17 protein-coding genes are annotated in these 18,529 nt (G+C 63.3%); 4 read left to right on the top strand and 13 right to left on the bottom strand.

Annotation, left to right across the window (positions count from 1 at the left end; translation table 11 throughout):
• Positions 1 to 88: 88 nt before the first annotated feature.
• From U4Y90_RS18435 to U4Y90_RS18415, 5 genes are all read right to left on the bottom strand, one after another.
• On the bottom strand, positions 89 to 1,309 hold the full coding sequence (locus U4Y90_RS18435; protein ID WP_321796623.1) for an ABC transporter substrate-binding protein: 1,221 nt from the start codon (positions 1,307 to 1,309) through the stop codon (positions 89 to 91).
• A gap of 74 nt (positions 1,310 to 1,383) precedes the next feature.
• Complete coding sequence (locus U4Y90_RS18430; protein WP_321796622.1) at positions 1,384 to 2,145, bottom strand: ABC transporter ATP-binding protein; 762 nt, start codon at positions 2,143 to 2,145, stop codon at positions 1,384 to 1,386.
• The gene (locus U4Y90_RS18425) at positions 2,142 to 2,921 is read right to left on the bottom strand and encodes an ABC transporter ATP-binding protein (RefSeq protein ID WP_321796620.1); all 780 of its coding nucleotides are present in this window, start codon (positions 2,919 to 2,921) and stop codon (positions 2,142 to 2,144) included. The genes U4Y90_RS18430 and U4Y90_RS18425 overlap by 4 nt, the downstream gene beginning before the upstream one ends.
• A 371-nt stretch (positions 2,922 to 3,292) precedes the next feature.
• On the bottom strand, positions 3,293 to 4,969 hold the full coding sequence (locus U4Y90_RS18420) for a GMC family oxidoreductase (RefSeq protein ID WP_321796618.1): 1,677 nt from the start codon (positions 4,967 to 4,969) through the stop codon (positions 3,293 to 3,295).
• Positions 4,970 to 5,014: 45 nt separating this feature from the next.
• Positions 5,015 to 6,538, bottom strand: coding sequence for a CoA-acylating methylmalonate-semialdehyde dehydrogenase (locus U4Y90_RS18415; protein ID WP_321796616.1), 1,524 nt, complete (start codon positions 6,536 to 6,538; stop codon positions 5,015 to 5,017).
• Positions 6,539 to 6,639: 101 nt separating this feature from the next.
• Between U4Y90_RS18415 and U4Y90_RS18410 the strand changes: the two genes are divergently transcribed.
• Positions 6,640 to 7,542, top strand: coding sequence for a LysR family transcriptional regulator (locus U4Y90_RS18410; RefSeq protein WP_321796614.1), 903 nt, complete (start codon positions 6,640 to 6,642; stop codon positions 7,540 to 7,542).
• Between the two features lie 116 nt (positions 7,543 to 7,658).
• On the top strand, positions 7,659 to 8,189 hold the full coding sequence (locus U4Y90_RS18405; protein ID WP_321796613.1) for a class IV adenylate cyclase: 531 nt from the start codon (positions 7,659 to 7,661) through the stop codon (positions 8,187 to 8,189).
• Here the strand turns inward: U4Y90_RS18405 and U4Y90_RS18400 are convergent.
• Together U4Y90_RS18400 and U4Y90_RS18395 are read right to left on the bottom strand one after the other, a co-directional pair.
• A complete protein-coding gene (locus U4Y90_RS18400) occupies positions 8,147 to 8,650 on the bottom strand; it encodes an Lrp/AsnC family transcriptional regulator (protein WP_321796611.1) in 504 nt (167 codons plus the stop codon). The genes U4Y90_RS18405 and U4Y90_RS18400 overlap by 43 nt on opposite strands.
• A 249-nt stretch (positions 8,651 to 8,899) precedes the next feature.
• Positions 8,900 to 9,130 (bottom strand): DUF3717 domain-containing protein, encoded by a 231-nt coding sequence (locus U4Y90_RS18395; protein WP_321796707.1) that lies wholly within the window; start codon positions 9,128 to 9,130, stop codon positions 8,900 to 8,902.
• Positions 9,131 to 9,309: 179 nt separating this feature from the next.
• Between U4Y90_RS18395 and U4Y90_RS18390 the strand changes: the two genes are divergently transcribed.
• Both U4Y90_RS18390 and U4Y90_RS18385 read left to right on the top strand, forming a co-directional pair.
• Positions 9,310 to 9,996 carry a response regulator transcription factor gene (locus tag U4Y90_RS18390; RefSeq protein WP_008352418.1) on the top strand — a complete coding sequence of 229 codons (687 nt, stop codon included), beginning with the start codon at positions 9,310 to 9,312 and terminating at the stop codon, positions 9,994 to 9,996.
• Positions 9,997 to 10,076: 80 nt separating this feature from the next.
• Positions 10,077 to 11,531, top strand: coding sequence for a sensor histidine kinase (locus tag U4Y90_RS18385; RefSeq protein ID WP_321796705.1), 1,455 nt, complete (start codon positions 10,077 to 10,079; stop codon positions 11,529 to 11,531).
• Between the two features lie 51 nt (positions 11,532 to 11,582).
• On the opposite strand, the gene U4Y90_RS18380 is transcribed toward U4Y90_RS18385, so the two are convergent.
• The 6 genes from U4Y90_RS18380 to U4Y90_RS18355 all read right to left on the bottom strand — a co-directional run bounded on the left by U4Y90_RS18380 (position 11,583) and on the right by U4Y90_RS18355 (position 18,043).
• A complete protein-coding gene (locus tag U4Y90_RS18380) occupies positions 11,583 to 12,047 on the bottom strand; it encodes an SET domain-containing protein (RefSeq protein ID WP_321796608.1) in 465 nt (154 codons plus the stop codon).
• A 182-nt stretch (positions 12,048 to 12,229) separates the two neighbouring features.
• The gene (locus tag U4Y90_RS18375; protein ID WP_321796606.1) at positions 12,230 to 13,342 is read right to left on the bottom strand and encodes an NADH:flavin oxidoreductase/NADH oxidase; all 1,113 of its coding nucleotides are present in this window, start codon (positions 13,340 to 13,342) and stop codon (positions 12,230 to 12,232) included.
• Positions 13,343 to 13,441: 99 nt separating this feature from the next.
• Entirely contained in the window at positions 13,442 to 14,164 is a 723-nt protein-coding gene (locus U4Y90_RS18370; protein WP_321796605.1) for a glutamine amidotransferase, read from the bottom strand.
• A 153-nt stretch (positions 14,165 to 14,317) separates the two neighbouring features.
• Positions 14,318 to 14,962 carry a MarR family winged helix-turn-helix transcriptional regulator gene (locus U4Y90_RS18365; RefSeq protein ID WP_061116613.1) on the bottom strand — a complete coding sequence of 215 codons (645 nt, stop codon included), beginning with the start codon at positions 14,960 to 14,962 and terminating at the stop codon, positions 14,318 to 14,320.
• Between the two features lie 723 nt (positions 14,963 to 15,685).
• Complete coding sequence (locus U4Y90_RS18360; protein ID WP_321796603.1) at positions 15,686 to 16,798, bottom strand: YbdK family carboxylate-amine ligase; 1,113 nt, start codon at positions 16,796 to 16,798, stop codon at positions 15,686 to 15,688.
• 42 nt (positions 16,799 to 16,840) lie between these two features.
• Positions 16,841 to 18,043: a cation:proton antiporter gene (locus tag U4Y90_RS18355; RefSeq protein ID WP_321796602.1), complete on the bottom strand. Its 1,203-nt coding sequence runs from the start codon at positions 18,041 to 18,043 to the stop codon at positions 16,841 to 16,843.
• Between the last annotated feature and the right edge of the window lie 486 nt (positions 18,044 to 18,529).

Raw genomic sequence — 18,529 nt, 5'->3', positions numbered from 1 at the left:
ACGTGTTGACGCGGTTGCGACGGCAAGGCGGCCCTTCAGCCGCCTGCCGCGCGAACGCGTTGTTGCCCCATGAGGCACTGCCGATCGCTTACTTCCAGAGCTTGCAGCGCGACTCCGCCTTCGTGCCGAACGCCTGATCGCCCGGAATCGTCGCGGTGATCTTGTAGTAATCCCACGGCTCCTTCGATTCCGACGGCTTCTTCACTTCCATCAGGTACATGTCGTGAATCATCGCGCCGTCTTCGCGGATCGTCCCCTTCGCGTAGAAATCGTCGATCTTCGTCTTGCGAAGCTGGGCCATCACCTTGTCGCTGTCGGTCGTCCCCGCTGCCTGCACGGCCTTCAGGTAGGTCGTCACGGCGGAGTAGTCCGCGGCCTGGAGGCTCGACGGCATCTTCTTCATCTTGCCGAAGTAGCGCTGCGCCCACTTGCGCGTGTTTTCGTCCTTGTTCCAGTACCAGCTATCCGTCGCGACGAGGCCCTGCGTCGTCTCGAGCCCGAGGCTGTGAATATCGTTGATGAAGATGAGCAGCGCGGCGATCTTCATCGACTTGGTGATGCCGAATTCCTTTGCCGCCTTGATCGAGTTGATCGTGTCGCCGCCCGCATTCGCGAGGCCGAGCACCTGCGCCTTCGATCCCTGCGCCTGCAGCAGGAACGACGAGAAGTCCGACGCCGACAACGGATGACGCACTTCGCCCAGCACCTGGCCGCCGTTCGCCTTCACGACGTCCGACGTGTTCTTTTCGAGCGCCTTGCCGAACGCATAGTCGGCGGTCAGGAAGTACCAGGTCTTGCCGCCCTGCTTGGTCACCGCGGAACCGGTGCCTTTCGCGAGCGCCATCGTGTCGTACGCGTAGTGAACCGTGTACGGCGAGCATTGCTCGTTGGTCAGGTTGTCCGCGCCCGCGCCGATGTTGATGTACGGCGTCTTCTTTTCCGCCGCGACCTGCGCGGTGGAAAGCGCCGTCGCCGAGTTCGTGCCGCCGATGATCACGTTCACGCCGTCACGGTCGATCCATTCGCGCGCGCGCGATGCCGCGATATCGGCCTTGTTCTGGTGATCCGCATAAACCAGCTCGATGGGCTTGCCGTTCACCTTGCCGCCGAAATCCGCGATCGCCATGCGAATGGCTTCGAGCCCGCCCGGGCCGTCGATGTCCGCGTAGAGGCCCGACAGATCGGTGACGAAGCCGATCTTCACGCTGTTGCCGTCGGCGGCGTTGGCGCTGCTGCTCATCACCGCCACACTCGCCGCCGCAGCCGCAAAGCACAGAGTAGAGAGGCGCGCGAGGGTCTTCTTTTTCATTCCAGTCTCCATGAGTTTTGATTTGATGCGGTGTTACTGGTGTTGCCCTTCCGATGTGCCGCGCACGGGATCGATTACACTCCGAGCAATTCGTGCAGCACCGGCATCTTCGCTTCGAGTTCCCCCGCGCCGAAATGCTCGACGATGTTTCCGTGCTCCATCACGTAGAAGCGGTCCGCGAGCGGCGCCGCGAAACGAAAATTCTGTTCGACCATGACGATCGTGTAGCCGCGCGACTTCAGCATCAGGATCATGCGCGCGAGTGTCTGCACGATGACCGGCGCGAGACCTTCCGAGATTTCATCGAGCAGGAGCAGATTCGCGCCCGTGCGCAGAATGCGCGCGACGGCCAGCATCTGCTGCTCGCCGCCCGAAAGACGCGTGCCCTGGCTGGCGCGGCGCTCCTTCAGGTTCGGGAACATCGAATAGAGCTCGTCGAGCGACATCGCGTCTTTCGCGCTGCCGATCAGCGGCGGCAAAAGAAGGTTTTCCTCGCAGGACAGGCTCGAAAAAATGCCGCGCTCCTCCGGACAGTAGCCGACCCCGTAATGCGCGATCTTGTGTGTGGCGAGGCCAATGGTCTCGTGCCCCGCGATCCGAATCGAACCCGTCCTTCGCCCGGTCAGACCCATGATGGCGCGCAAGGTGGTCGTGCGCCCAGCGCCGTTGCGGCCCAGCAGCGTGACGACTTCGCCGCGATTCACCTTGAGATCCACGCCGTGCAGGATGTGCGACTCCCCGTACCACGCCTGCAGACCCGAAATTTCCAGCGCGGGCACATTGCCCGCCGCGCCGTTCGCCTCGCGCGAGCGGCGCTCCTCCACGATCGTACTCATGCATGCGCTCCGGTGAGCGCCGCATCGGCGCTGCCCATGTAGGCTTCCATCACGAGCGGATTCTTCGACACTTCCGCGTAGCTGCCTTCGGCGAGCACTTCGCCGCGCTGAAGCACGGTGATGGTGTCGGAGATGCCCGCGATCACGTTCATGTTGTGCTCGACCATCAGGATGGTGCGGCCAGCCGACACTTTCTTGATCAGCGCCGTCACGCGATCGACGTCCTCGTGGCCCATGCCTTGCGTCGGTTCGTCGAGGAGCATCAGTTCAGGCTCCATCGACAACGTGGTCGCGATCTCCAGTGCACGCTTGCGGCCGTACGAAAGCTCGACGGTCTTCGTATCGGCGAAATCGGTGAGACCGACTTGCGTAAGCAGATCCATCGCGCGGTCGTTGAGCGCGTCGAGAGAATGCTCGCTGCGCCAGAAATGAAACGACGTGCCGAGTTGCCGCTGCAAGCCGATGCGCACGTTCTGCAGCACCGTCAAATGCGGAAACACGGCGGAAATCTGAAACGAGCGGATGATGCCGCGCCGCGCGATATGCGCCGGGCGTTCGCGCGTGATGTCCACGCCGTTGAAAACGATCTGACCCGCAGTGGGTTCGAGAAACTTGGTGAGCAGATTGAAGCAGGTGGTCTTGCCTGCGCCGTTCGGTCCGATCAGCGCATGGATCGAGCCGCGGCGAACGCGCAGGTTCACGCCGTTCACGGCCGTGAAGCCTTTGAATTCCTTCGTGAGCCCTCGCGTTTCGAGAATGGTGTCGCCGAGAATCATGTCCCCTTCCATGCGAAGTGAGACGCTGGGCAAACCCCGTTCGCCTGCGCCTTATTATTTCTTTCCGCGCGCACCCGAACGTTGTCTCCATTCCGGTACTGCCTTGCTTCGCGGGCCGCTGTTGCGGCCGCACAAAGTGTGCACGTGGCATGCCGAGCATCACTAATTCCGGGGCCATTGTCGCGCCAATGATGCAGCGCAATCATTGGGATTTGCACTAACTAACGAATTGCTTGGAGCCTCGGCGCATGCACGCAACCGGGGCACGGAGCGTGTTTATTCTTTGTGCATATAAGCATCGAATGAATCGCGTCATGCAGACGCCATGCACGCGTCATCTCACCATGTGAAGCGCGCGATTCATCGATCTGTCACGCAAGCGCGGTTGCGATCACTTCCTGCGCCTCGATGCTGCGTCTGTCCTCGCGGATCATCTCGCTCGCGCGCTCCGCGATCATCAAGGTCGGTGAATTCGTGTTGCCCGATGTGATCGTCGGCATCACCGATGCATCGACCACGCGCAGCCCGCGCACGCCGATCACGCGCAAGCGGCTGTCGACCACCGCGCCGGGATCGTTGTCCGTGCCCATCCGGCATGTGCCGACCGGGTGGAAGATCGTCGTGCCCACATTGCCGGCCGCTTCGACGAGCTCTTCCTGCGTCTGGAACCGGACGCCCGGAAGAATCTCCTCGGGCTTGTACTGCGCCAGCGCGGGCGCGCTCACGATGCGCCGCGTGAGCCGCAGCGCATTCGCGGCGACTTCGAGATCGTGGTCCGTCGACAGATAATTCGGCGCGATCAACGGCGCTGCACGCGTATCCGGCGATTCGATATGGACGCTGCCACGCGATGTCGGCCGCAAGTTGCACACGGATGCCGTGAACGCGTTGAACGCATGCAGCGGCTCGCCGAAGCGTTCGAGCGACAAGGGCTGAACGTGGTATTGAACATCGGGCCGGGTGATCGACGCATCGTCGGGATCGGATTTTGCGAATGCGCCGAGTTGCGACGGCGCCATCGACATCGGGCCGCTGCGCATCAGCGCGTATTGCATGCCGATGTACAGCTTGCCCCACCAATGCGCCGACAGCGTGTTGAGCGTGCGCACACCGGTGACCTTGTAGGCCATGCGCAATTGCAAGTGGTCCTGCAGATTTTCGCCGACGCCGCGCAGGCTCTTCACGACGTCGATGCCCAGTCGCTGCAGACGCGCGCCGTTGCCGATGCCCGAGAGTTCGAGGATCTGCGGCGAATTCACCGCGCCCGCGCTGAGGATCACTTCGCAACGCGCTCGCGCGAGATAATCGACATCGCCGCCGCGATACTCCACGCCGACGCAACGCGCGCCTTCGAACACGAGACGTTGCGTATGCGCGCCGGTGATCGTCGTGAGATTGGGACGCTTCATCGCTTCGCGCAGAAAGGCCTTCGCCGCGTTCCAGCGAATGCCGCTGCGCTGGTTCACTTCGAAATAACCGACGCCCGCGTTGTCGCCGCGATTGAAGTCATCGGTGGCGGGAACGCCGCTTTGCTGCGCGGCTTGCGCGAAGGTCTCGAGAATCTTCCACTTCAGCCGTTGCTTCTCGACGCGCCATTCGCCGCCCGCGCCGTGCCACTGATTGCCGCCGCCGTGATGATCCTCGCTGCGTTTGAAGACAGGCAGCACCGAATCCCAGGACCAGTTCGGATCGCCGCTGATATGCGCCCAGTCGTCGTAGTCCTCACGCTGGCCGCGCATGTAGATCATTCCGTTGATCGACGAACATCCGCCGAGCACGCGTCCGCGCGGATACGACAGCTTGCGGCCGTTCAGTCCCGCTTCCGCCTGCGTCTTGTAGAGCCAGTCCGTGCGCGGATTGCCGATGCAATACAGATAGCCGACCGGAATGTGAATCCAGTGATAGTCGTCCTTGCCGCCCGCTTCGAGCAGCAGCACGTTCACGTCGGGATCTTCGGTGAGGCGCTTCGCGAGCACGCAACCCGCGGTACCCGCACCGACGATGATGTAGTCGAATTCGCCTTCCAGCTTGCGCGCGTCCTGTTTCATCGCTGTCTCCTGTGTGCCGTCTTGCGCGGCCTTCGATGACCGAATTTACTTCGCCACCGGCATCGTGAACTCGGCGCCTTTCGCGATGCTGTCCGGCCAACGCTGCATCACGCTCTTGTAGCGCGTATAGAAGCGCACGCCTTCTTCGCCGTATGCATGATGATCGCCGAACAGCGAACGCTTCCAGCCGCCGAACGAATGCCACGCCATCGGCACCGGGATCGGCACGTTGATGCCGACCATGCCCACCTTGATCTGCCGCGAGAAGGCACGCGCGACGCCGCCATCGCTCGTGTAGCACGACACGCCGTTCGCGAACTCGTGCTGGTTGATGAGTTCGACCGCGCTCGCGAAGTCCGGCACGCGCACGACGGAAAGCACCGGGCCGAAGATCTCTTCCTTGTAGATGGTGCTGTCGGTCTTCACGTTGTCGAACAGCGTGCCGCCGAGAAAGAAGCCGTTTTCATGGCCATCGACCGTGTGCCCGCGTCCATCGACGACGAGCGTCGCGCCCGACTTGACGCCCGCATCGATATAACCCTCCACCTTCGCGCGATGCGCGCCCGTGACGAGCGGTCCCATTTCGGCATCGCTTTCCATGCCGTTCTTGATGACGAGCGATTTCACGCGCGGCGTGAGGCGTTCGATCAGTTCGTCGGCGATGTGGCCCACCGCGACCGCAACCGAAATCGCCATGCAGCGCTCGCCAGCCGAACCGTATGCCGCACCGATCAATGCATCGACGGCCTGGTCGAGATCCGCGTCGGGCATCACGACGAGATGGTTCTTCGCACCGCCGAGCGCCTGCACGCGCTTGCCGTGTTTCGTGCCTTCGGTGTGGATGTATTCGGCGATCGGCGTCGAGCCGACGAACGAGAGCGCTTCGATATCCCGATGTGCGAGCAGCGCATCGACAGCGACTTTATCGCCGTGCACGACGTTGAACACGCCATCGGGCAAGCCGGCTTCCTTCAGCAATTCCGCGAGGCGAATCGATGCCGACGGATCGCGCTCCGATGGCTTCAACACGAACGTATTGCCGGTCGCGATCGCGATGGGGAACATCCAGCACGGCACCATCATCGGGAAATTGAACGGCGTGATGCCCGCGACCACGCCGAGCGGCTGACGCAGATTCCAGTTGTCGATGCCGCCGCCGATCTGATCGGTGAAATCGGTCTTGAGGAGATTGGGAATGCCGCATGCGAACTCGACGATCTCGATGCCGCGCATCACTTCGCCCTTCGCGTCGCTGAACACCTTGCCGTGCTCGCGCGTGATGATTTCGGCGAGTTCGTCGTGATGTTCGTCGAGCAGTTGCTTGAACTTGAAGAGCACGCGGGCGCGCTTGATCGGCGCGGTTTCGCTCCATTCGGCGAACGCGGCTTTCGCGGCGGCGACGGCGGCATCGACTTCCGATGCGCCCGCGAGCGGCACGCGCGCGGCGACGGCGCCCGTCGCGGGATTGAATACGTCGCCGAAGCGCTCGCTCTCGCCCTCGACACGTGCGCCGCCGATGAAATGCGTCAGTTGACTGACTCGCGCTTCGCTCTGGTGTGTCTCGCCCATGATGTCTCTCTTGTATGTAATTGGCCGAGCCTACTGCCGGATGCACCCCGAATCCAATGAGATATGTTCAACTGGGATATAAGAAGCCTTAATATCAGCCGATGGACTACACACTCCTGCGCGCCTTTCTCACCGTCGCACGCGAAGGCAATCTCACGCGTGCCGCGGCGCGGCTGCACCTCACGCAGCCGGCCGTCAGCCTGCAGATCAAGAATCTGCAGGAGATGCTCGGCGTCGTGCTGTTTTCGCGGACATCGCACGGGCTTTTGCTCACGCGCGATGGCGAAGCGCTCCTGCCGCACGCCGAACGCGCACTCGCGGCCGCCGCCGACGTCCAGCGCGCCGCTGCTGCGCTGCGACACGAAGTTAGCGGCACATTGCGCATCGGCACGATTCTCGATCCCGAATTCCTGCGTCTCGGCGGCTTCTTGCGGCAACTCGTGGAAACGCATCCGCGCATCGAGACGTCGTTGCGGCACGGCATGTCGGGATGGGTGCTGGAGCGGGTGAAGGCGCGCGATCTCGACGTCGGCTATTACATCGGCGATCCGGCCATCGACGGCACGCGCGACAGCGAGCGCTTTCACGTCGTCAGGCTCACGCCGTTTCTCTACCGCGTGCTCGCGCCGGCCGGCTGGCATCACCGCGTCAACACGGGCAAGCGCAACTGGGCGGCGCTCGCCAGGCTGCCGTGGATCTGGACGCCGCCGGAGTCCGCGCACCACCGGCTTTTGTCGCGTATCTTCCGCGAGGCGGGTGCGACGCCCGTGATCGTCGCGGAAGTGGATCAGGAGCCGTCGATGCTCGATCTCGTCAAATCGGGCGTCGGCCTCTCGCTCGCTCGCGATTCGATCGCGCTCGGCGAGGCGCATGCGCACGCGCTGACGATCGTCGAAGGCGTCACCGTGCCGACCCAGTTGTCCTTCGTCGCGCTCGCGGAGCGCCGGGAAGAACCGGCGATCGCGGCGGCGCTGCGACTGATCGACGCTCAATGGGCGGTTTGAAACGATATCTCAGTGGAAATCCCGAGCCCGCGCGCCATTTCGTTCAAGCGAGCTTCATCGATTGTTTGCTAGGCTGAGCCCTCGCTCATCCATCCAACTGTGTTCGAGGAGTCTTCATGGCACGCAACATCGAAATCAAGGCGCGCGCGCATCAATTCGAGCAACTGCGCGAACGCGCGGCCGCGCTCGCCCCCGACGCGCCGCTGGTTTTCCGCCAGCAGGACTTCTTCTACGACGTCCCGACGGGACGCCTCAAGCTGCGCCAGTTCGACGACGGCACGCCGTCCGAGCTGATCTTCTATCAGCGCGACGACCGCGACGGCCCGAAAGTGTCGTATTACTCACGCAGCCCGGTGACGAATCCCGAAGCGATGCACGCGCTGCTCGCGCAGGCGCTGACGACGCGCGGCATCGTCTCAAAAGAGCGGCATGTCTATCTCGTCGGGCGCACGCGCATTCATCTAGACCGCGTGGACGGCTTGGGCGATTTCATCGAGCTGGAAGTGGTGCTCGGCCAGGATGACGACGAAGCCGGCGGCGAAGAGGAAGCGCACGCGATGTTCGCGCGTCTCGGCGTCGCGCACACGGACCTCGTGCCGCTCGCCTACGTGGATCTGCTGAGCCCCGAGGCGTCGTCGGCCAGGTGAGACAGCGGCAGCGGGCCGTTGCGCTTGAACGTCGTCAGCACGATGTTCGAGCGCACGCTGTCGACGCCCGGCACGCGCATCAGCTTTTTCATTACGAAGCCCGATAGCGCGTTCAGATCCGGTGCGACGATGCGCAACAGATAATCGGCGTCGCCCACCGTCGCATGGCATTCGAGCACTTCCGGCAGCATTTCGATCTGCTGCTGGAACTGTTCGATGATCGAATCGCCGTGATGCTTCAGCTTCAGGCTCGTGAACGCCGTCACGCCCAGGCCGAGCTTCTCCGGCCGCAATACCACCCGATACCCTTCGATCACGCCGGTCGCTTCCAGCCGCTGCAGACGCCGCCCGATCTGCGAAGGCGAAAGCGGCACCTGCTCGCCCAGTTGCTGATGCGTGGCGCGCCCGAAACGTTGCAGCACATCGATGAGGGCGAGGTCGAAATGATCGAGTTCGAGCATGAGGCGGACGTGCGCGAGAGCCGGGACAAATGCGACTTTATCGCAACCACACGGCCATGCTCACAAACCCCACGCGCGAAAGGGCCGTTTCACGCGTGTTTGACGAATTCCTTACGGTAGCAAACAAGGTAACCTGCGTGTTACCAATGATGACATCGCCGAAAGGCGAAAATCACACGCGAATACGCTAAATCGGGATAAATGGAAGCATTCGAAAAGCAAAAAGAAAGCTTTGGTGTCAGCTAGCTTTCAGTCTGGACTACCATTCCTGAAGCGCTCGTAAGCTTCCCAGGCGGCGCGCGCTTCGTCGTCCAGTTGCTCGGGCGGCAGGCCGGACTGACGCTGTACAATCAGCAGCGCATAGGGCCTGGACAGCGCGCTCGCCTCCTTGCAGAGGCTGAGTTCGTCGCCGCTAGACGGGGAGCGGCCGCGCCAGTAGTTGATCGCGGCTTCGAGTTCGTTGATCGAGATGACAGCCATGTCCGGGCAGAAATACATTCGGTGTACGGCCGCTCGCGGCTTTCAGGATACGGTCGCGCAACGCCGCATGAGATGTGAGTTTTGAACCGGCTCGAGCCCGCGCCGCGCCGTCGTGCATGTGACCATGCCACCGACCGCCCCGCCCGCTTGAGCTCAACCCATTGTACTTGAGCGACTCCATGCGAATCCTTCTGATCGAAGACGACCGCCCCATCGCGCGCGGCATTCAAAGCAGCCTCGAACAATCCGGCTTCACGGTCGACATGGTGCATGACGGCATCTTCGCCGAGCAGGCTCTCGCGCAGAACCGCCACGAACTCGTCATTCTCGATCTGGGCCTGCCCGGCATCGACGGCATGACGCTGCTCTCGCGTTTCCGCCAGGGCAATCGCCACACGCCGGTGATCATCCTCACCGCGCGCGACGAGTTGCACGACCGCGTGCAGGGCCTGAACAGCGGCGCCGACGATTACATGCTGAAGCCCTTCGAGCCGCAGGAGCTCGAAGCGCGCATCCGCGCCGTGATGCGTCGCAGCGGCCCGCACGGCGACGTGCCCCGCCCCGAGGTGTCGCTGGGCGGCTTGCGCCTGTCAGGCGTCGACCGTCGCATCTTCAACGACGAACGTCCGCTGGAGCTCTCGCCGCGCGAATTCGCGGTGCTCGAAATGCTGCTGCTGCGTCATGGCCGCGTGGTGAGCAAGGCGCAGTTGCAGGATCATCTGACGCACTTCGGCGGCGATCTCGGCGATACGGCCATCGAAGTGTATGTGCATCGCGTGCGCAAGAAACTCGAGAACACGCGCGTGGAAATCGTGACGGTGCGCGGCTTCGGCTATCTGCTTCAGGAGATCCGGCAAGCGGCGTAATGCTTCTGCCGTAGACCGCCTTGCGATTTCCCACCCGCCGCGCGGGCGATCAGCGTTTCGCCCGCGAAGACTGGCTCGATCTGGCGCGATCGAAAGCCACCGAAACGCCGGTGCCTCCGAGTCTGCGGCGCACGCTGCTGCGCCGCCTCGCCGCACCGCTGTCGCTGCTCGCGCTGATGAGCGGGCTCATGGCGTACTGGCTCGCGTGGCAGTACACGCAGCACGTCGTCGACCGCTCGCTCGCGGATCTCGCCACCGCCATCTCCAAGCAGATCCAGCTCGCGGGCGTCGATGCGCCCGTCACCGTCCCGCCGCTCGCGCAGGCGATGTTCTCCGATCCCGTCGAGCAGCTCATCTACCGCATCAGCACGGGCGACGAGGAAATCGCCGGGGAGCCCGATCTGCCGCTGACCGGCACCAACGTGCGCCGCATCCACTACGCGTATGTCTTCGAGACGCATTTTCAGGGCGTCTCCGTGCGCGCGGCGCAAGTGCGCGTGCCGCAGCCGACCGGCAATCCGATCGTCGTCGAAGTGGCGCAGCGCGTCGGTTCGCGTTATCGGATCGCCGTGGAGTTCCTCATCGCGATCATGATGCCGCTGCTGTTGCTGCTGCTCGCCGGATGGGTGATCGTGTGGCGCGTCGTGAACCAGCAGTTGAATCCGCTCACCGATCTCGCCGACACGCTCAACCAGCAAACGCATATCTCGCTCGAACCCGTCGACGAGACGTATGTGCCGAGCGAAATCCGCCCGCTCACGAGCGCGATGAACGGCCTGCTCGTGCGCCTGCAAACCGCGCTCGATGCGCAGCGCAAATTCATCGCCGACGCCGCGCATCAACTGCGCACGCCGCTCACCGCGGTCAAGCTGCACGCCGAGCAGGCGCTCAGTTCACGCGATCCCGCAAAGGCCATCGAAGCGGTGAAGGAATTGCGCGCATCGGCGGATCGCGCGGTGCGTCTGTCGAATCAGTTGCTGTCGCTCGCGCGCGCGGAGCCGGGCGAACAGGCTGCGCGTTTCGCCGATTTCGACCTCGCCGCGCTCGCGTTCGAAACCGGCGCGGAATGGGTGCCGCGCGCCCTCGCCGCGCAAGTCGATCTCGGCTTCCAGCGGCTCGACGATCCCGAGAACGAGCATCCGATGATCGTGCGCGGCAACGTCGTGCTCTCGCGCGAAGTGCTCGCGAATCTGATCGATAACGCGCTCAAGTACATTCCGCCGTTCCGCAACGAAGGCGCGCGCATCACGATGACGGTGACGGAGTGGAGCGACGCGAACGGCCGCCGTTTCGGCGAGGTGGTCGTGGAAGACAACGGGCCCGGCGTGCCGCCGGATCAGCAGCCGGATCTCTTCAAGCGCTTTTTCCGTGGCGACGGACAAAGCGTGGAAGGCGGCGCCGGTCTCGGGCTGGCGATCGTTCACGACATCATGATGCTGCACGGCGGCACCGTGCATTACGAGGATGCGCCCGAGGGCGGCGCGCGCTTCGTCGTGCGCATGCCGCTGAAGGAAGACAAACCAGCCGCGGAATAAAAAAGAGCCACGGCGGTCGATCCGTGGCTCTTTCCGATTGCCGCGCGCGGCTTACTTCTTCTTTTTTTCCTTCTTCACCGCGAGCATCGTGCCGCGGCACTTCTTCGCGCCGCATCGGCATTCGTATTCTTTCTTGAGCTTCTTCGTGATGCGGCCGTCGATGACGAGCCCGTAGTCGTAGTTCAACTCCTCGTCCGCCTCGATGTCACGCAGCGCGTGAATGAACACGCGCCCTTCGACTTCCTCGGCCTCGCAGTTCGGCGCGCACGAATGGTTGATGTACTTCGCGCTGTTGCCGTCGATCTTGCCGTCGATCACGCGGCCGTCGTCGAGTGCGAAGTAGAACGTGTGATTCGGCTCGTCGGGATTGTGAGGATGGCGACGCAGCGCTTCCTTCCACGAAATGCGCTCGCCCTTGTACTCCATCACCTGCTCGCCCGCGGCGATCCGCTTCACGGCAAACACGCCCTTGCCGTGGACGCCGGAGCGGCGAACGGTGACCCTGCGTGAACTCATCGAACGAATCCTTAAATAACGCTTCGCTCCCGCGCGATCGGGATGAACATCGGGATGAAAAAAAACGCGGTGGCTTCGATGCCGCCGCGTTCGCTCGGTCGAACGAAGTCCCGTCCGACACACCGGTATCCTACACTCCCGATGCGCAAATGCTCAACCGCCCGGGCGATGCCCGCGATGTTTCAGCGTTGCCCGATTGTGATCTCGCCGAAGAGGTTCTTCTGGTCGCGCGGCTGCGAGCGCCAGTACTGCGGCGGCGCCGTGACGGACGCGCCCAGCTCGGCGGCCGCGTGCCACGGCCAGCGCGGATCGTAGAGCATCGCGCGCGCCATCGCGACGTAATCCGCCTGGCCGCTCGCGACGATTTCTTCCGCTTCCTTCGCCTCGGTGATCAGCCCGACCGCGACGGTGTTGACGCCCGTCGCTTCCTTCACGGCCTGTGCGAAGGGCACCTGATAGCCCGGCGACAGCGGAATCTTCTGCAACGGCGAGACCCCGCCCGACGATACGTCGACCCAGTCGACGCCGCGTTTCTTCAACTCCGATGCGAACGCGATCGTGTCTTCGATGCTCCATCCGCCTTCGACCCAATCGGTCGCGGAGACGCGCACGCCGACCGGTTTGTCGGCGGGAAACGCGGCGCGCACGGCATCGAAGATTTCGAGCGGATAGCGCATGCGGTTTTCGAGCGAGCCGCCGTATTCATCGGTGCGCTGATTGGCGATCGGCGACAGGAACTGATGCAGCAGATAGCCATGCGCGCAGTGCACTTCGATGCCGTCGATGCCGAGCCGCGCGGCACGCTTCGCCGACGCGACGAACGCATCCTTCACGCGGATGAGTCCGGCTGCATCGAGCGCGAGCGGCGGCGTTTCCTCCGGCTTATGCGCAAGGGCGGACGGCGCGCAGGTCATCCAGCCGCCATCGGCGACGGAGATCAGCGCTCCGCCTTCCCACGGCTTGCGGCTCGACGCCTTGCGGCCCGCGTGCGACAACTGCATGGTCACCGCGATCTTCGAATACTGGCGGATCGCGGCGAGCACCGGACGCAGCGCGTCTTCGGTGACATCGTCCCAAAGACCGAGATCGCCCGCCGTGATACGCCCGTCCGGTTCGACGGCCGTCGCCTCGATGAACAGCATGCCCGCGCCCGACAACGCGAGCTGCCCCAGATGGATCATGTGCCAGGCGGTGGCCTCCCCGCGCTCGGCGGAGTACTGACACATCGGCGACACGAAGATGCGGTTCGGGAGCTGGAGGCTGCGTAGGGTCGTGGGAGTGAACAGCGCGCTCATGGCGGTGACTCGTCGCTAGAAAAGGAGCGATCGAGAATAGCACCGCAAATCACGACGCGCAGAAATGTCGGCCGCGCGATGGTTCATACCATCACACGTTCAGCGCGCGCCCGAAGTGAAGCGGTCGAGCCACTCGCCGAACATCGCGCGGGCGGCCCGCTCGAGCGTCGCGCCGTGCCGCGCGGTTTCCTCGCGCAGCGCGGCGACCGTCGTGCCGCTCCTCGCGATATCGCCGGGATACGTGACGAGCCAGCTTTCGAAGCGCTCCACGAGCACTTCCGGATGACACTGCAGCGCGAGCACGTGATCGCCCCAGGTGAAAGCCTGATGCGCGCACAGGTCGGTGGAGGCGAGCAGCGTCGCGTCCCTGGGGAGATCGAAGGTATCGCCGTGCCAGTGGAAGACGGGGACTGGCGCGCCGTCGGCTTCGAGATGCCGCAGCGCGGACGCGCGCCCCGCGTCGGTAAGCGTGAGCGGCGACCAGCCGAGTTCGAGCTTGCCCGACGGATACACCCGCGCGCCGAGCGCCCGCGCGATCAGCTGCGAGCCCAAACAGATGCCGATGGTCGGCATGCCCGCCGCGATGCGCTTCTCGAGCATCGAAAGCAGCGGCGCGAGATGCGGATAGTGCGCGTCTTCGTAGGCGCCGATCGGCCCGCCTAGCACGACGAGCAAGGAAGGATCGAGCGGATTGGGCGCATCGATGCGTCCGCGCCCGACATCCAGATAGCGCACCAGATGGCCGCGATCGCCGAGCACGTGTTCGAGGCTGCCCAGATCTTCGAAATAGACGTGGCGAATCGCCAGGACTTCATGTTTCATCGGCGGCTTTCCGTAGGTCGACTGCGCGTGGCTCGGAACGAGTTTGTGACGAGCCGCGCCTCGCGGTGAGGCGCGACGGGCACAGTCTAACCGACTCGCCGCGGCCCCACAGCGCCGGATGACGCCAGATGGCTTTTACCCCGTCCGCCCGGATCAGGCGACCTGCGCGAAGACCTTCCAGCTCTTCTTTTGCGTCGCGACGTCGGCTTCTTCGTATACCGAACAGTCGAGCCGCAGATCCGTGTCCGCCATGTCGATCTGAAGAAGCGCGCAGTGATGCGGCGTCTTCTTCGGATTCTTGCTCGCTTCGAAGTGCGAGCAGGAGAGACACATGCGGTGCGCCGGAATCTGCTGCTGCGATTCGAGCTGACGGATGGTCTTGAGCAGCGTGCGATAGAACGCCACCTGCTCGTCCTCGCGCAACGTGCCGACCGCCTTCGCGAGGAAGTCCGGCCATTGCAGCGCCTTCTTCGCAGCCGTGCGGCCACGAGCGGTCAGACGCACGGCGAGCGCGCGGCCGTCGTCGAGCGCGCGACGTTTCTCGACGAGACCCTTGCCTTCGAGCGTGCTCACCGCATCGCTCGTCGTGGCGGCGGTCAGCGCCGTTTCACGTGCGATCTCGCCGAGGCGCATCGGCCCCTTGCGCTGCATCAGCAGAACGAGAATTTCACCCTGGGTCGGCGTCAGCCCCGCGCCTTCCGCCCATTCCCATGCCTGGCTGCGCATCGCGGTGCTCAGCCTCAGCAGGCCGTGGGTCACCCGCCCCGTCGCCTGCTCTCCGTAAACGCCTTCACTCATAGTCTTTCGCTTGTTGTTCCGCTTATGTGTTTTGACGGCACGTTCGCGTGAAGCGAACACCTGGTCCGAATCGCCATTCGCAGAAAAGTTCTCCGAACCCCTTGCGTACGGTCCTTCGTTCTCGGTCCCCGCCGTCTCAAAATTCAGGCGTGCCAAGCCAATTAGCGGTGCCTGAATGGGGACGTTGCAACTCTCTTCGTTCTGCGCCTTCTTATGGTACTGCGCGTGGCGCTGTTTTCCTGCCGACTATAACGCCATGTCGGCAAAGTCGCCATTCTAAGCGACATAGAACAAACGTACACCTTAATTATCCACGCAGAACTGTGGATAACCCGTGGAAAAACGTCTTCTTTGTATGCGGACGTATTCCGGATAACACTGGACGCCTCTCGAGCGCCATTCCGTTGTCCAGAATGCCTCCGGCGACACGCCGCAAGTCACATCTTTATCATTGTGCCAATGCGTTGACTCTGCACCTCTTTTCGACGTTTTCCACAGCATCGCGCAAGGCTTGTTATCTACTATTACGGACGTATACGGATTTTTCTAAGTAAACCTTAGAGACATCGACCCCGTTCTTCCTCAAACGTTGCCGCGAGCGCGTTATTTCGGTTGCCGATCATGCATGTGTTTCATGCGGACCAAAGAAAAAGGCCGCTTCGAAACCTTGCGGAAGCGGCCTTTCGTGCTTACTCGCTGATTTACGTCAGCGAAAGCGTCGCGTCATCGACGCCACTGCAGACATTGCTGCCTGACTGCCTCGTGCAGCGATTTTTCCTTGTCGACCACGCCGCGCAGCCAGGTTGCGTCATTGACGCCGCGCGCGATGTCGGCCACCTCGGCGAGCGCGGCTTGCGAGCCGAGCGCTTCGGCATGCGGCGCGAGCACGTCGAGCGTCGCGAGAATATCCTCGCCGATGGTGCGCCGCTCGCCCGTCTGCGGATGGATGCACGTGCCTTCCAGACCGAAGCGGCACGCCTCGAAGCGGTTGAACGTGTATACGAGGTAATCGTCCTCGCGCGGCGTCAGCGGCTTGTCGAGCAGCAGATAGCGCGACAGCGTCTGGATGTAGCAGGCGATCGCCGCCGCCTTGTCGACGGACAGCGGCGTATCCATCACGCGCACTTCGATGGTCCCGAAGCCGGGCTTCGGCCGGATATCCCAGTAGAAGTCCTTCATGCTGTTGACGACGCCGGTGTTGACCATCTTCGAGAAGTATTCCTCGAAGCCCTCCCAGGTCAGCACGAAGGGCGCGCGCCCCGACAGCGGAAAAGCGAACACCGAATTCAGGCGCGCCGAATGAAAACCCGTGTCCACGCCCTGGATGTAAGGCGACGACGCCGAAAGCGCAATGAAATGAGGGATATAGCGCGACATCGAATGCAGCAGGAACAACGCGCTGTTCGGATCGGGGCAACCGATGTGGACGTGCTGGCCGAACACCGTGAACTGCTTGGCGAGGTATCCGTAAAGCTCCGAGATGTACTGAAAGCGCGGCGCGTCGTAGATCTGACGATCGCTCCATTGCTGGAATGCATGCGTGCCGCCACCGGCAAGCCCGACGTTCAACTGGTCCGCCGCCGCGACGAGCACGTCGCGGATCTTGCGAAGGTCGGTGACGGCCTGCTCGTGCGTCGTGCAGATGCCGGTCGAGAGCTCGATCATGCTTTCGGTGATTTCCGGCGTGATGTTGCCCGGAATCTTTTCGTCCTTGATGAGACGCATGAGATCCGACGCCGCGCGCGTCAGATCGTAGTCGTGCGTGTTGACGACCTGGATCTCCAGCTCGACGCCGAACGTGAACGGTTCGGAGTTGATGAAAGGTTCGAGTGCCATGGCGCCTCTTGAAATATCAATACGTGAGCAGGACGGGCGCGCTTACTCGCGCCGCTCGCCCACTGCCGACAGGCTGCGGTAGACGACGAAAGGCGCCACGATCTGCAACACGACGATCGAGCACATGACGATCGCGCGCAGCGTCGGATCGTAGTCCGGATAGAGGACGTACATGTCGTCGACGAGCAGATACGCGAGCGCCGACATCGGCGTCAGCGCCACGCCGAGCGCGGCGCCCTGCTTCAGGTTCAGTCCGCTCGGCTTCGCGAAAATCAGCACGCCGACCAACTTGCCGATGAAGCGCGCGACGATCAGCCCGAGCGCGGCAATTCCGCCGAGCGCGATATCGCGCCAGTGGAACGACGTCAGCGTCAGCGCAAACAAAATGACCGTGAGCAGCCAGCCCGCCGAACCGAAGTGCGACGGCCAGAGCTGCGGCCGCTCATCGGCGTTCTTCACGATGATGCCCGCGGCGAGCAGCGCGAGAATCGTCGACAGCTTGAAGATATGCGCGACCGCGATGGCCAGCAGCACGAGCCCGAAAAGCGCGACGAACGAATGCTCGTCGTTCGCGGGCAGACGCCGCACCAGCATGTTGCACGCGCGCGCGAGCAGGAACGCGAGCACGAGCGAGCCGATCAGCAGATAGAGCGGTTGCAGAATCGTTGCGAACGCGTTGCCGTAGATTTCCTGATGCAGCACGCCCGCCGCGAGCTTCTCGACGACCACCGCGTACATGCTGTTGAGCGCCGTCAGCGTCATAAGGCGCTGCGTGACCTGGCCTTCCGCGCGCAGTTCGGTCTTCAACTGGATGACCATGGCGGGCGAAGTGGCCATCGCGATGGCCGCGATCACGACCGAGGGCATCGTCGGCACGTTGAGCAGCGTCAGCGCGATCAGCACGAGGCCGAACGTGAGCGTCGACTCGGCGATGCTCGACAGGATCAGATACGGATTGCGGCGAATCCAGCGCAGATCGAGCCGGCCGCCCAGTTCGAAGAGCAGCAGCCCGAGCGCGACATCGAGCAGCGGCCGCGACAGGCCGCCCGCGCTCGCGTCGATCACACCCAGACCCGCGTTGCCGGCGATCAGCCCGATCACCGCGAAACCGGTGATGCGCGGCAGGCGCCATGCGCGCCATAGCAGCTCTCCGGCGAGTCCCGCCGTGACGAGCGCGAGCCCGGCCCAAAGAATGGCGTCGGGTTCGAGCGGCCAGGCGGGCAAAAATGAAAATGCCGAATTCATCGTATTGGCTTCTCCTTCGTTGCTGCAGCAGAGCGTGCACGTTCCGTTGCGTGACTCGCATCGACGGCGCGCGCTCGCGGCGAGGCGCGTCCGCCCGCTATGCGAGCGTTGGTTCATTCAGGCGAATCGAAATGCGAACGAACACGGCGTCACGGTCGAACCGTGCACGAATTAGACGACGCGTTCGGCTGGCTGCGGCGCGCCTTGCACGCCCTCGATGTCGCTCCGGAGATCTCGGATCCGTGCGGCACGGGTAACGCATGCGGCGCCCGCTCGAATGCCGGGCCGAACACAGCAAACGACGGTGCGGCTTCGTTGATCAGATTCTTGGCGCGCAACCATCGTTCCATTGAAGCGGTCGCCGTCCGAACGGCGCGACGCAGGAAAGAAGCGCGATTGTGCCATACCTCGGTTCCCCTGACAGAAAGTCCAAGCTCATGATTCTTATGAAGTAAAAGCGACTGCCTCGCTCGAACCCCCGATGGC

It is taken from the genome of Caballeronia sp. J97, assembly GCF_905220305.1.
In the GTDB taxonomy this organism is placed as follows: Bacteria; Pseudomonadota; Gammaproteobacteria; order Burkholderiales; family Burkholderiaceae; genus Caballeronia.
Note: the sequence above shows the minus strand (reverse complement) of the source record. Positions and strands in the feature narration are given on the sequence as shown.

Bases quoted from the DNA above. Each gene is read 5' to 3' on its own strand.
- U4Y90_RS18425 (WP_321796620.1), bottom strand. From the start codon at position 2,921: ATGATTCTCGGCGACACCATTCTCGAAACGCGAGGGCTCACGAAGGAA.
- U4Y90_RS18430 (WP_321796622.1), bottom strand. From the start codon at position 2,145: ATGAGTACGATCGTGGAGGAGCGCCGCTCGCGCGAGGCGAACGGCGCG.
- U4Y90_RS18370 (WP_321796605.1), bottom strand. From the start codon at position 14,164: ATGAAACATGAAGTCCTGGCGATTCGCCACGTCTATTTCGAAGATCTG.
- U4Y90_RS18375 (WP_321796606.1), bottom strand. From the start codon at position 13,342: ATGAGCGCGCTGTTCACTCCCACGACCCTACGCAGCCTCCAGCTCCCG.
- U4Y90_RS18360 (WP_321796603.1), bottom strand. From the start codon at position 16,798: ATGGCACTCGAACCTTTCATCAACTCCGAACCGTTCACGTTCGGCGTC.
- U4Y90_RS18410 (WP_321796614.1), top strand. From the start codon at position 6,640: ATGGACTACACACTCCTGCGCGCCTTTCTCACCGTCGCACGCGAAGGC.
- U4Y90_RS18415 (WP_321796616.1), bottom strand. From the start codon at position 6,538: ATGGGCGAGACACACCAGAGCGAAGCGCGAGTCAGTCAACTGACGCAT.
- U4Y90_RS18395 (WP_321796707.1), bottom strand. From the start codon at position 9,130: ATGGCTGTCATCTCGATCAACGAACTCGAAGCCGCGATCAACTACTGG.
- U4Y90_RS18405 (WP_321796613.1), top strand. From the start codon at position 7,659: ATGGCACGCAACATCGAAATCAAGGCGCGCGCGCATCAATTCGAGCAA.
- U4Y90_RS18400 (WP_321796611.1), bottom strand. From the start codon at position 8,650: ATGCTCGAACTCGATCATTTCGACCTCGCCCTCATCGATGTGCTGCAA.
- U4Y90_RS18435 (WP_321796623.1), bottom strand. From the start codon at position 1,309: ATGAAAAAGAAGACCCTCGCGCGCCTCTCTACTCTGTGCTTTGCGGCT.
- U4Y90_RS18380 (WP_321796608.1), bottom strand. From the start codon at position 12,047: ATGAGTTCACGCAGGGTCACCGTTCGCCGCTCCGGCGTCCACGGCAAG.
- U4Y90_RS18355 (WP_321796602.1), bottom strand. From the start codon at position 18,043: ATGAATTCGGCATTTTCATTTTTGCCCGCCTGGCCGCTCGAACCCGAC.
- U4Y90_RS18390 (WP_008352418.1), top strand. From the start codon at position 9,310: ATGCGAATCCTTCTGATCGAAGACGACCGCCCCATCGCGCGCGGCATT.
- U4Y90_RS18420 (WP_321796618.1), bottom strand. From the start codon at position 4,969: ATGAAACAGGACGCGCGCAAGCTGGAAGGCGAATTCGACTACATCATC.
- U4Y90_RS18365 (WP_061116613.1), bottom strand. From the start codon at position 14,962: ATGAGTGAAGGCGTTTACGGAGAGCAGGCGACGGGGCGGGTGACCCAC.